The following is a 12254-nucleotide window of genomic DNA, read 5'->3' on the forward strand; positions in this document are numbered from 1 at the left end:
GTAGTAACCAGAAAAAGCATTTTATCTTTTTCGTAGTCCTTCGCCTTGCCAATCTTGACAGTTTTTACCTGTTCTAAATTCAGCCTTTTTTCTGCCAGTAATGCCCGTATCTGCTTATCTATTTCCCCGATACGGGTGTTGTATTCGTTCTCCTGAACGTGGCTGGCTTCAATCGCGCTCCTCAATGTAAGGCTCATAATGTAGGCTTTTATCAACCGTAAGGCCGTTCTGTATCAAGGTGTACACTAACTGCCTGTTGGCTACTTGTAGGTTTTTATTGCGTTGACGAAGAAGAATAAGTTTACTGGTTTTTATTGCTGTCCTTTCTTCATCAACAGGTTGAGCGTTAGCATTAGATGGCTTAACCTTCGCTGCCCATACTTCCCTTTCCAAACCATTGATACGTCCCTGGTTATCGTCAAGGACTTTGGTTTGGTCACGTATCTGTTTTTTTAGCTGACTGATTTTACTTTCCAGTTCAGCAATGTATTCCTCATTGGCGGCTATAATTTGGCGCAGACGGGAGTTTTCCTTCGTGGAAAGAGCCAGCCGGTCATCGGCAGGTAAATCGGATTGGTGAAACGCTAAAACGGCATCCTCAATAAAAGCGTTTCTATTTTCCCGGCCTTTGGTTGACAGGATTTCTCTGATTTCTTTCTTCATTGCTCAATCTCGTTTATCAATTCCCCCACCTCAACCGCTTCCACCTCCGTCGTTTCGGTAATCACGACCCGTTCCAGACTGAACGAGCCGGGAAAATCCCATTGCACAACGCCCACGTGGGTAATGTCATTGCTGACGAATCCCGCAGCAAGGAACCTCCGTACCTCATCCAGCGTGAATAAATCCGTGTTGGAAAAGAAGTGACCGCGCCGGAACGTTTCGCCCTGATAGTAGTAAGTCTGCCCGCGCGGTCTGGTTGATTCAGCCAGGAAGCGGAAACGGTAACGGGTGGTTTGTTTGGTGCTGTTCATGCCTTCAATAGTCTACGGATTTTAAGCCGGTTTCGCTGATTGGGTGTCATGCCCACGAGTTCCATATCCTTACCCAATGTGCGGACCTGCGCGGCTGTTAAGTTCATAGACCGGCCAAACGCGGTCATTGCCCGGATCAACGGCGTTGTTACCTCACGAAAATCTGTTACTTTCTTTTCCATCGCTCTTTCTGGTTTCTATCCCGGCGGGGGTTGATTGGTTCGGGGGGGGGGTTAGTTCATTGCGGCAAACATGGCCTGTATCTCTATTTTTCGTTCTTCTTCACGATTAACGAAGGCAACCGCATCGTTAAGGGATGGCGTAAAGCTAATGTCAAAATATCCACCCGCCCCGCATTCAATCGTATAACACATCCTACCGTGTGCTTCCTGACCAACAATATCAAAAATAGGGTCAGTCGGGCCGGTCAGTCCAATAGCCAGCCTAATATCAGCTAGTAACACCTCGTGCGCACTAACAACCGGCTCAAACGGAACGGCAATTAAATCAAAATCCCGAACTACCGAACCATGCACACAAAGCGCGTAGCCGTGCCGGTTTGCCAATTCCTGAATGATACCAAAGTAAGCCACGTACATAGCGGGCATCCATTTCTTTCCGTGCTGCCGTTTCTCGGTGGTGGTCATATCATTTCGGTCGCCATTACGTCGGGGGATTCCAGTATGTGCTTCATGGGGTGGGGGGTTAAATAAATATTGCGTTCCCCTCAGTGTGTGACACAAACCCGCGTGACAGCATATCAAACCACTCCTGCTTAGTGGCCTTAAAACTACCAAAGGTTGTGCAATGCTCGGCGGCATATTCGCAAAGTTGCTCTAACTGGTCAGCAGGGAATACCGGCGTTTTTGGTGTTCCCTCGCTGGTTGTTTCGTATAGCTGAATATGTGTCAGTTCTTCGGGCGTAAACTTTCGCGTCCGGTAGTAGTCAACGTTCGGCGGGCCGCCGTTCCACATAGCATAGAACGGGTATTCCTCTTTGTATTCGGGATGCACTACCAGTGTTGGGTGTGTGCCGTTCTCCCACTGTTGATGCTCATTTATCCAGTCAGCAATCGCATCGCCGTAGTATTCTTCGTACATCGGCTGGTAGTTTCCGTTATGCTGTTTGGGGTGTTCCCAATCGGCAGGTACTTTTCTTAGTTCGCGTCCCATAATAGTAATGGTTAATTGTTGTCAAACTTACGCAATAAGTCGCGCAAACGCTACTTTTTACCCGCCTTTATTTTTACCTGTTCCGTATCAACCGTCAGCACCCAGACCTTGCCGACCTGCCGACTGCGAACGATACCCGGAAGGGTTCTACCATCCCGTAACGCCTTTGTTACGCCCGAACGGTGGTAGTTTATCAGCTTTGCAAAATCATTGACGTTCATTTCTTTTTTAGCCATGCCCAAAGATACGGTTTCTACTTTGCGCGACAAACACCCACAAAAAAACGGGGCACCACTCCCGATGACCCGCCCGCAAACAAAACCGCCCGAAGCTGAACAGGCCGGGGGGTACTAATTCAGCCCCATTCGGTAATGCCACTGCTGGGTATCGGTGTAGACGGACACCGGGAGAAATGGGTAGGGGCCGGGCGTAAACACCCACTTTGTATAGCACATCATACCTGGACAGCCCGTTTACGTGCCTTGTAAGCGCGGGTATTGGCATTAGTTCGTTCCCGATTATTTGCCCGGTAATCTCGCTCGTACTGGTTTTGGCAGGACTGGCAACGAAACTTTCGCGTACTCTCGGTTAATGCCAGTACGCCACAAACACAGCATACATGGGTATTGGGTGGTAGGGGGATTTCGATTGGCTTACCCGCCCATAACTTAGCACTACGTTCAGCATTACGGCGGTCGTCTATTCGTTTGCGCGATTCTTTATGACAGGTAAGGCATGTATTGCACTTTTTCTGTTTATCATACCTCAGGTTATTGCCGGATAATTCGTGGCCCTTTTTACAATGAGTACGCTTTTGCATACCACCGCGCCCCTTTGCTGCCATATCCTGACTGTTATCCGCATGCGTGCCCAAGAATAAATGTTCTGGATTTACGCAACTAGGGTTATCGCATTTATGGCACATAACAAGGCCAGCCGGAATAGGCCCATTTGTTAATTCAAAACTATAGCGGTGTGCATAGACCTGTGCGCCTAATTCTTTCGAGTAGAAACGGCCATAACCCGCTGCCGACTTACCGGCTTGCCACTCGTGACAGCCGGATTCTACCGTTTTTACTTTTGACCAGAAACTTTCAACTACTTTTTTGTCTACCTTTACCTTACCCATTGCAATAGTTGTTTATTGTGTTGGTTAGGCCCGATACTATGTTAGAGCGTAGTATCGGGCCGTTCATTTTGAACACTTAAATATAGTGAATATCAGGGGGTTATCCTATTTTTGGACGGGTTTTTTCCTCATACCAGAATAGACAATTTCGGGCGGGGTATTTACGTAGCAGGCTTGGGTCGTTTTCACCGATTGGTGTCCGAGAATCTTTTGAACCATGAAGATATTCTCGTAATAGAGCAAAAAAACCAGGGCTGCCGATTTGCGGCAATGCTTGGCTTTCATCGGAAAGGAAAGCCCAATCTGAACAGCAATTTCTTTCAGGTGCGTGTTGATGACCTTCAATCGGGGCCGTTTCCAGTTCAGTACATCCGAGAGTAGTTCACGGCTCATGCTGAGTACCGGAATATGGCATTCACCCCACTGCGGGGCATGGTCAAACTTTAGGCGTTGGAATATTATCACATCCCCATCGGGCGTTGTTTTGTAGTACTTACCCAAGTTAGATGTAACAAGTAGCGCATCATTGTAATCCAGACCCGTGTAGCACATCAAAAGTGCCCAGTTACGCACCGTGTCCCGAATGCCGGTCAGTGGCAGGGCTGCCAGGCGAATCAAATCCAGTTCGTTCAAATAGTCTATTCGTTTGGGTGGTTCGCCTTTAATTTTGATACCTGCCCAGGGGTTGACCTCAATCTCATCGAGCCGAACGGCGTAGTCAAGCGATTCCGACAGGTTGGTTATGTGCCGCGTAACGGTGTCGGCTGAAACGCCCAGGTCAAAGAGGTATTCCGAAAAGGCGTAGCCGGTGCTGGGCTTTACTTCCGTTAGCGACAGATGCACCTGTTTGGTCAGTTTCAGAAAACCGGCCAGGTGTCGGCCTGACATCTGAATACGTTTCTGGCCGGTGTCCGACATGGGCCGCCAGCCGGCGGGCTTACGATTTGGCGGACGGAGCTTATAGGTAGCCCACCGTCCGTAGGCTTCGATAATTGATAGGGACTTAGGCACGGCAGGGGGCAGGGCTGAATGCTGACGAATCCAGTCGGTACGGATAGCCTCCGCCGTCGGCTCTTTCAGGTTCAGGGCAATCCAATTGTGCTGGGCGCGAAACTCGGCAATGCGAACCGAAATGGCGGGCGTTTCGGGGTGAGCAGGCGGCAAATCGGGCCAGCACTCGACCGGAACCAGGATGCCGGTCTTGTATTCGGTCGTGCGGACAGAGTTGAAACTAAGGCGGCAGTAGAGCATTACCTGTCCTGATTTTTTCTGACTCCTTACGTGAAAGGAAAGGAAAGGTGTCATCCGGGCTATTCGTTGAAAGGGCATGGTATCGTATAATTTTTGCCTAATTATACGATAACTAAAACATATAGTGGTTGCATCCAAAGTTTACGCCATCATAGTATTATATTAAAATGGAGTAAAAAGGTGAAAATAGGGCAAAACTTTTTTACAACGGGCCAATATTCGTGGTAGGAATGAATAGTGCTTTCCGATACTCGGGGCGGCTTCTTTTTGTAAGAAAGACCAGTAGTCTGAGTTATACCAGCATCCGCATGGGGTCTTCGAGTAACTGCTTCACCGTTTGCAGGAATGATGCGCCTGTTGCACCATCCACTACGCGGTGGTCGCAGGAGAGGGTTACCTTCATAACGTTCGTTGGCTTGGCAACCTGTACGCCATCCACGTCCTCAAATTTCACGGATTGTTTGATCGACCCGATAGCTAAAATGCAGGAATCGGGTGGGTTGATGATGGCCGTGAACTCGTCGATACCAAACATGCCGAGGTTAGAGATGGAGAACGTGCTGCCTTCCCAATCTTTCGGCTGGAGTTTTTTGTCTTTGGCTTTTCCAGCCAGGTCTTTCACTTCACTCGAAATGGTCGAGAGCGTTTTCTGGTCGGCGTTGCGAACAACGGGAACCAGCAGTCCTTCGTCGACCGCTACGGCAATACCGATGTTCACGTACTTGTACTTGCGGATTTTATCGCCCAGCCACGACGAGTTGACGTTCGGGTGTTGCTTCAGCGCGAGGGCTGCGGCTTTCACCACGAAATCATTGAATGATACTTTTACCGGGCTGATGCCGTTTACCGTGCCGCGCAGGTCAATTGCCTTGTCCATGTTTATTTCCATGGTCAGGTAGAAGTGCGGAGCTGTAAACAGGCTTTCGCTCAACCGACGGGCAATCGTTTTCCGCATCTGGCTAACCGGAACATCCTCGTACTCCCCAGCGGGTGTAGCGGCTGGGGCGGGGATTGGAGCGGCTGATTTCTGTTCGGGGGCTGGGGCCTGCTGCGCCGGGGCTGCGGGCTGCGCTGCCGGTGCGGTTTTACCAGGTACGAACGACTCAACATCACTCTTAACAATGCGGCCTTCCGGTCCGGAACCTTTCACCTGCGTCAGGTTTATTCCTTTTTCTTCGGCAATGCGTTTGGCCAACGGCGATGCTTTCATTCGGCCATTCGACTCGATGACATCGCCTTTTCCACCACCATACGACAAATCGGTGTCGGCGTTGGCGGGTAAGTCTGCCTGTGGATTTTGTTGAGCGGTTTCGCTGCCGCCTTCGCTGGTAGCGGCTTCTTTACCAGCCGCAGCCGGGGCGGATGCAGGCTGTCCGCCATCGAGCAATACTTTGAAGTTGGCACCCTTCTCGCCCACAACGGCAATGACAGCATCAACCGCAACGGATTCGCCTTCTTTTACGCCAATATACAACAACGTACCTTCTTCATAGGCTTCGAGGTCCATGGTAGCTTTGTCGGTTTCGACTTCAGCCAGTACATCGCCCGCTTTAACGGTATCTCCCTCTTTCTTTTGCCAGGATACAATAACGCCTTCGGTCATGGTATCACTCATTTTTGGCATTCGAATCACCGAGGCATTGACATTTTCTGCTGGAGCGGCAGAAACGGCTTTCTCGTCCGGTAGTTTGGTGGCAACCTGGCTATTATCTGCGTTTTTGGGAGCAGGGGCCGGTTTGTCTTCCTGGGGAGCCGGTTTTGATTCCTGACTGCCACCGGTAGATCCGTCGAGCAGCGCTTTGTAATCTTCGCCTTCGGCACCAATAACGGCCATTACACCATCAACGGGTACGGATGCCCCTTTTTCAACGCCGATGTAAAGCAGCGTGCCTTCTTCGTAGGCTTCGAGGTCCATGGTGGCTTTGTCGGTTTCGACTTCGGCCAGTACATCGCCGGATTTAACTTTATCGCCCACCTTCTTGTGCCACTCCGCAATGACTCCTTCGGTCATGGTGTCGCTCATTTTGGGCATTCGGATCAATTCAGCCATAGTAGCTTTATTCTAGAGGTATCGGATTATACAAAAAGACAGACCGTTGACCGACGTACCGGGCCGGTAAAAGTCAAAATTAACGGAAAGCAAGTAAAATGAGTGAAGAATTATAAGCGAAGAATGAAGAATAATCTCCTGATGTACGTTTATTTTTCCCTCTTCACTCCTAATTCTTCAGTTATAATTTATCACTCTACCCACAAAACCAGCCCTTTGAGGTAACCACCTTCCGGGTGGAACAGGTTAACGGGATGGTCGGCAGGTTGGCTCAGGTGGTGCAGTACCCGCACTTGCCGACCGGCTTCAATGGCCGCTGCCACAATGGTATTATAGAACAATTCCCGGTCCACTACCTGCGAGCATGAAAAGGTAAACAGGATACCGCCCTTCGCCACCCGGCGCAGACCCTCGGCGTTAAGTCGTTTGTAACCCTGCACGGCCCGATGCCGCGCGCTCAGGCTTTTGGCAAAGGCCGGCGGGTCGAGTACCACCACATCGTACTGATGATCGTGGGCCTTCAAAAAGTGCATGACATCGTCGGTGTACGCTTCGTGTCTTGTTTCCGTCTCCCCAAAATTAGCCGCTACGTTCTGGTTGGTCAGGTCGATAGCCTTCTGCGACACATCCACCGAATGAACCTGCTTAGCCCCCGCTGCAAGTCCATACACCGAAAAACCACCCGAATAGCAGAAGGCATTCAGTACGTTTTTGCCCTGCGCATACCGGGCCAGCAGGGCACGGTTGTCGCGCTGGTCGAGGAAGAAGCCGGTTTTCTGACCCGTTTGCCAGTTGATTAAAAAGGTGTGCCCATTCTCCAGAACCGGATGCGGCAGGGGCACCTCGCCAAACAGGTACCCGTTGGTTATGGTTTTGCCATACTCATCGGGGAGGGTATCGGCACTCTTATCATATACCGCTTTCAGTTCATCCCCGAAAACCGTTTTCAGGGCTTCCGTCAGAAGTTCCCGCTCGCGGTGCATCCCGATGGAGTGCGCCTGCAACACGGCTACGCCTTTGTACATATCGATGATCAGGCCCGTACACCCATCGCCTTCGCCGTGCACGAGTCGGTAACAGTTAGTTTGTTCCCGGTTACTGATAATAGCCTGCCGGACATGGCGAATCTGCGTTAATTTTTGCGTCCAGAAGGCTAAATCAGGCGTAACGGGGCCTCCTGTTGTGGCACCGAAGGAAAAAATACGGACAGTGATGCTGCCATTATGATAGTGGCCGGTGGCTAGGTAACGACTTTTATGGTCAAATACCTCCACCGTATCGCCGTCATTCAGGCCACCTTCGTATCGGCTAATGGCCCGGGAAAACACCCAGGGGTGAAACCGACGCACAGCCTCGTCGCGTCCAGCCTGTAGAAATAATTTAGAAAATGTCATTCACAGTTTTGAAAAGGCTACAAAGATACGCCGAAGGGGAGGAAGGATAAAACGGAGGAGAACAGGGAAACATAAAAGCGGCTCATGCGCAAGCCGGAACGTGTTTTTTAAACCATTTGCAGCCGGTTCCATCCAAAACAGGTACATCTTTACGTTTCAAATTAGTTAACTATTCTTTTTATTATGCAACGACGTCATTTCCTGAAACAGTCCGGCCTGCTTACGGCTGGTGCTTTTGCCCTTAGCCAATCCATATCGACGGCTGCCGATCTACTATCCGGTGAATTTGCCAAAACCATCAGTCCGTTCGGTGTGCAGCTTTATAGTACTCGTGACGTACTGCCCAAAGACCCAAAAGGCATTATGACGCAACTGGCCGAAATGGGGTACAAACAGTTTGAAAGCTACAGTGGTCCGCAGGGGTTTTTGTGGGGTATGGAGCCTAAAGAAATAAAATCATTTCTGGATGGCCTGGGGGTGAAAATGATCAGCACGCACTTCAATTACCGGGGCGACGTGGCAAAGCCCGATCAGTTGAAGAAAAGTATCGAAATGGCGCACGACGCGGGACTAACGTACTTGCTTTGTCCGTACATAGGTGCGCAGAAAACCTGGGACGACTGGAAGAAAATTGCCGATGAATTCAACACCGTGGGCGAACAGGTTAAAAAAGCGGGCCTGCAATTCGGGTACCACAACCACGACTATTCATTCCGGCCGCTGGATGGTAAACTCCCGCAGGAATATCTGCTGGCCAGCACCGACCCAAAATACGTGATGTTTGAACTGGACTTGTGCTGGATCGATGTAGCGGGTGTCAACACTGCCGACCACCTCAAGAAGTACGGCAAGCGGTATGAACTTTGCCACGTAAAGGATTATACCATGAAAGAAGGAAAGCCCGTTCAGGATGATCTTGGTAAAGGTGGCGTAGACTTTAAAAAGACACTACGTGTTGCCATGGATAGCGGTATTAAGTATTTTCTGGTTGAGCAGGAGGAGTACCCCGGCCCGGTTATGGTGAGCATGAAAAATGACGCCGACTACATGAAAGTACTGACGGTGTAATCGCCCCATCAACATCGGTACCTTAACAAAAAGCCGCATCGGAATTAACCGATGCGGCTTTTGCTGTTAGCTGACCTGTATTCTGCTAACATGGTCCGGTCCGGTTCCAAAACCCGACGCCCTACCAGCGTACTTCGTTATCAAATCGATTGGTCTTGCAAAGAAACTGTGCTGGCCATACTACCTCAACCTGACCGCTACTAAAAGCAAATAATGGCAAAATTATTGTATATAAAATATATATACAGTAAACTGAAAGTTTAATAAAACATATAAACATGGCTAATCTGACAAAAGCAATCCTGCTGAGCCTCTTATTGCTGAGCCAACGAGTGAGTGCACAAAACGTGCCTGCTGCGCTGGAGCAGGATCCGGTTTTTAATCAGACTATTGCCCAATGGATACACTACCCTTCTGAACCCGCTTCCCGAGCTGTTTATGGCCGTTTCTACGCCGGATTCAGCATCGACGAAACGGGACATATTAGAGATGTTTCCGTGCTTTACCCCAAGATGAGCACTCAGATGAGCAAGAACTATGGATTTGATTATGAGATAGAAGCGGGACTGAAGCACATGCCGCCCCTCAGCCCGGCACACGCCGGAAAATACCTCCTGCCCATTGCTTTTTGCTTTACCCACTACCGGGAAGGGCCTAATCCCATTGTGCCGACCAATGTGTTGCCCCGGAGTTATGACGATAAGGAACGAATTTTGCTGAGCGAGGTGAAAGTTTTTGCCTTCAGCCCCGGCACGCTACAGGGAATCAACGCCATGCCAGCTAGCAGGCAGGTAAAATAAGTGGCTGTGGAGATAAGTAGTAATCGCTTTGTATTTGTCTACTTTCTGTTTAAAATAGTAAGTTTAAAGGCATAAGACATAAGGCCTGCTGTGCTCTTTCAATAATCGACTTTCAGCCTGTCGGCAGGCTGTCTCTATGGGTCACTTCTTTTCGATCTTATGTGGGCCCCTGAATACGTTTTTGTAACGTGAGTGCAGGATTTCTGCCCCGATTGACGACTAGGCCCGTTATGAATTAGTCGACAACCGTCGCAATAACGCGCTGATAACGGGTCAGGGCTGGGGTGCCTTTATCGGTCACTTCCAGAATCAGGTGAATCGTGTTGCCAGCCAAAGCGTCTTTAGGTACCACAAACGATGCTTTGGCCTGGCCTGATTGGTCAATCATTACCTTGCCCGGATACGAATCCACCTCTTCATACTGCCACCACCGATAGCTGACCGGGTTGCCGTCGGGGTCAGTAGCGGAACCGCTAAGGGTTACGCGCTGCCCCGGTTTTACCCGCAGGTCGTGGGCCTGATTGAGCTTGACAACGGGTGGGTGGTTGGCTTCCCGGTAGGATTTGACGCACCAGTCGGCGCGGGCGGCAAAGTCATTCTGGAGCACCGGAATCCAGCGGGTTTGTGGGTACGCGGCATCCTGTTTTTTTGTGTACGGGTCATAGTCGGTCACGGTTTTACCATCTTCCCAACGGTAAGGATTGATTGCTGACTGGACCATGCGACCTCCCCAGCCCCCGTACGAAACATCTTCTTTGTTACGAAGTCCCACATCGATCAGGTAGAAGAACGCGGGCGAATCCCCTTCCGAAATAAAATCGTACTGGTTCAACTTATATTTTTTGGCTTCTTCCATGTCGCCATGCGTATGCTCGGGGTCACCCGTAATTTTCTGGCCATCGCCCCAGAGGTAGTAGGCACTCAGCAGCGGGCCATGGTTAAATTTGATGTGTTCGGCAAACCACTTTCCACTCAGGTAAGTTTGTAATTCGGCCGGAACGACACGGGGCCACAGGTAGGCGAAACTCCAGAACTGGTCGGCATTGTACAGGACTTTGATGTGCGGCCAGTTCGGAGCCACGTATTTCTGGTAGGTAGCGTCCTGGTCGAGCACGGCGTAGATAATGGCTTTGTCGCTTACTTTTTTGGCGATTGTCGGCCAGTCAGGCGTGTTTTTATATTGGTCTTCGATGGATTTCAGCGCGCGGGCCACGGTGTTGGTGCCGCCCCATATTTGTAGATACACCGGACTGGAATCGTCGTCGAGCAGAATCGTTTTGATAAAGTCCGAGCCTTGAGTATCGTGGTCCATTTCCCCTTCAAAATCAATATTGCCGATTCGTACGAGGTTCAGCAGATAATCGGGCGTTGGGTAGCCTTTGGCGTGTTTGATCAGGTTGGGATACACCTCCCGGTACTTGCCAATGTACTCCTCCATCCAGGTAGTGCCGGGCCAGCGTAGTTCCGTTCGCTCGCCGTATCGTTTTTCGGTGCTGGCCATTTCAGAGGTGAATTTAGTGCCCTTGCCATCGCCTTTGTAATGCCACTGCGAACTACTGTATACCAGCCCCACCACGTTAAACTCATTGCTGTACAGCAGCATCCGAATGAACGTATCGACATCATCGACCTCGCCATCTGTTGTGATGATAGTACGGGGTTTGGCCGATGTGTTAGCAACCGGCTGCGCCATCAGCGATGAGGAAACGCAGAGGGATGCGAAAACGAGCAGGGTTTTTATGGTCATGAAGAAACCGGTAAATTATAGGGTTCTACCAGACTGTAAACCTACATAAATTCAGCCTTTTCGAGCCTTTCTATACTGGAAAAAGCTGGTATAGCGTTTGATAGGAAACGTGTGAACCTAATCTCCGCAAATACTACCATGACTATTCCTTACGCCGTACGCTCATTGCGTACTTCGTTACTGGCTTTGTTCATTATTGGCTCGCTGACTACCGCCTGCAAAAAATCGGGGGGTGTCGATGACGTTGACCCCCGCGATCAATATGTTGGCGTTTATGAAGGTAATTCCCGGCGTACTCTGTACGTGAGCGCTGATATTTTTCAGGGGCCTATTCCCGGAGCCGCTACCACTACAATTACTAAAGCATCCAATCCTAAAGAAATATACATTGAGAACACAGTGGTGTTCAATGGAGGGTTTTCTGGCGGCTATACGACGAGGGTAACGGCCGAGTTAGATGGGGTGAATTTTACCGTAATTGATAAGTCCTCAGACGAGATAACCTTGCCAAGTGGTAAGGTAACATCGGATTATACGGCTACTGGTCTATTTGATCTGAGTACTAAACAATTCGTTTATACATCCCGGGCACGCGCTTTACGTAATGGGGCTGAATACTCCCGCACTGATGAGGTTTTTAGTACAATGAAATAACTAACTTCGTGCCG

15 protein-coding genes are annotated in these 12254 nt (G+C 49.9%); 3 read left to right on the forward strand and 12 right to left on the reverse strand.

Annotated features, from left to right (window positions below; all coding sequences use genetic code 11):
- The 11 genes from B156_RS28890 to B156_RS0107605 all read right to left on the reverse strand — a co-directional run.
- A partial coding sequence (locus B156_RS28890) for a hypothetical protein (protein WP_040585318.1) occupies window positions 1-197 on the reverse strand: 197 nt, incomplete at its 3' end.
- Window positions 169-663 carry a hypothetical protein gene (locus B156_RS0107550; protein ID WP_018619061.1) on the reverse strand — a complete coding sequence of 165 codons (495 nt, stop codon included), beginning with the start codon at window positions 661-663 and terminating at the stop codon, window positions 169-171. The genes B156_RS0107550 and B156_RS28890, both read right to left, overlap by 29 nt.
- On the reverse strand, window positions 660-974 hold the full coding sequence (locus B156_RS0107555; protein ID WP_018619063.1) for a hypothetical protein: 315 nt from the start codon (window positions 972-974) through the stop codon (window positions 660-662). Before B156_RS0107555 ends, B156_RS0107550 begins: the two co-directional genes overlap by 4 nt.
- Window positions 971-1156: a hypothetical protein gene (locus B156_RS0107560; protein WP_018619064.1), complete on the reverse strand. Its 186-nt coding sequence runs from the start codon at window positions 1154-1156 to the stop codon at window positions 971-973. Before B156_RS0107560 ends, B156_RS0107555 begins: the two co-directional genes overlap by 4 nt.
- A gap of 51 nt (window positions 1157-1207) precedes the next feature.
- Window positions 1208-1621 carry a hypothetical protein gene (locus B156_RS0107565; RefSeq protein WP_018619066.1) on the reverse strand — a complete coding sequence of 138 codons (414 nt, stop codon included), beginning with the start codon at window positions 1619-1621 and terminating at the stop codon, window positions 1208-1210.
- Between the two features lie 58 nt (window positions 1622-1679).
- Window positions 1680-2147, reverse strand: coding sequence for a hypothetical protein (locus B156_RS0107570; protein WP_018619068.1), 468 nt, complete (start codon window positions 2145-2147; stop codon window positions 1680-1682).
- Window positions 2148-2197: 50 nt separating this feature from the next.
- Window positions 2198-2383 carry a hypothetical protein gene (locus B156_RS0107575; protein WP_018619070.1) on the reverse strand — a complete coding sequence of 62 codons (186 nt, stop codon included), beginning with the start codon at window positions 2381-2383 and terminating at the stop codon, window positions 2198-2200.
- A 218-nt stretch (window positions 2384-2601) separates the two neighbouring features.
- On the reverse strand, window positions 2602-3276 hold the full coding sequence (locus B156_RS32560) for an HNH endonuclease signature motif containing protein (protein ID WP_018619073.1): 675 nt from the start codon (window positions 3274-3276) through the stop codon (window positions 2602-2604).
- Window positions 3277-3381: 105 nt separating this feature from the next.
- Window positions 3382-4605 (reverse strand): tyrosine-type recombinase/integrase, encoded by a 1224-nt coding sequence (locus tag B156_RS0107595; RefSeq protein ID WP_157626945.1) that lies wholly within the window; start codon window positions 4603-4605, stop codon window positions 3382-3384.
- 214 nt (window positions 4606-4819) lie between these two features.
- Window positions 4820-6577, reverse strand: a complete 1758-nt coding sequence (locus B156_RS0107600; RefSeq protein ID WP_018619076.1) for a pyruvate dehydrogenase complex dihydrolipoamide acetyltransferase — start codon at window positions 6575-6577, stop codon at window positions 4820-4822.
- Between the two features lie 191 nt (window positions 6578-6768).
- On the reverse strand, window positions 6769-7971 hold the full coding sequence (locus B156_RS0107605) for a class I SAM-dependent rRNA methyltransferase (protein ID WP_018619077.1): 1203 nt from the start codon (window positions 7969-7971) through the stop codon (window positions 6769-6771).
- Between the two features lie 183 nt (window positions 7972-8154).
- On the opposite strand from B156_RS0107605, the gene B156_RS0107610 reads away from it, so the two are divergent.
- Both B156_RS0107610 and B156_RS0107615 read left to right on the forward strand, forming a co-directional pair.
- Entirely contained in the window at window positions 8155-9039 is an 885-nt protein-coding gene (locus B156_RS0107610; protein ID WP_018619079.1) for a sugar phosphate isomerase/epimerase family protein, read from the forward strand.
- A gap of 278 nt (window positions 9040-9317) precedes the next feature.
- On the forward strand, window positions 9318-9839 hold the full coding sequence (locus tag B156_RS0107615) for a hypothetical protein (RefSeq protein WP_018619081.1): 522 nt from the start codon (window positions 9318-9320) through the stop codon (window positions 9837-9839).
- Between the two features lie 235 nt (window positions 9840-10074).
- On the opposite strand, the gene B156_RS0107620 is transcribed toward B156_RS0107615, so the two are convergent.
- Window positions 10075-11586, reverse strand: a complete 1512-nt coding sequence (locus tag B156_RS0107620; protein WP_018619082.1) for a DUF1593 domain-containing protein — start codon at window positions 11584-11586, stop codon at window positions 10075-10077.
- A gap of 138 nt (window positions 11587-11724) precedes the next feature.
- Between B156_RS0107620 and B156_RS28900 the strand changes: the two genes are divergently transcribed.
- Window positions 11725-12240, forward strand: a complete 516-nt coding sequence (locus B156_RS28900; RefSeq protein ID WP_018619083.1) for a hypothetical protein — start codon at window positions 11725-11727, stop codon at window positions 12238-12240.
- Window positions 12241-12254 lie beyond the last annotated feature (14 nt).

This window comes from Spirosoma luteum DSM 19990, from assembly GCF_000374065.1.
Taxonomy (GTDB): Bacteria; Bacteroidota; Bacteroidia; order Cytophagales; family Spirosomataceae; genus Spirosoma; species Spirosoma luteum.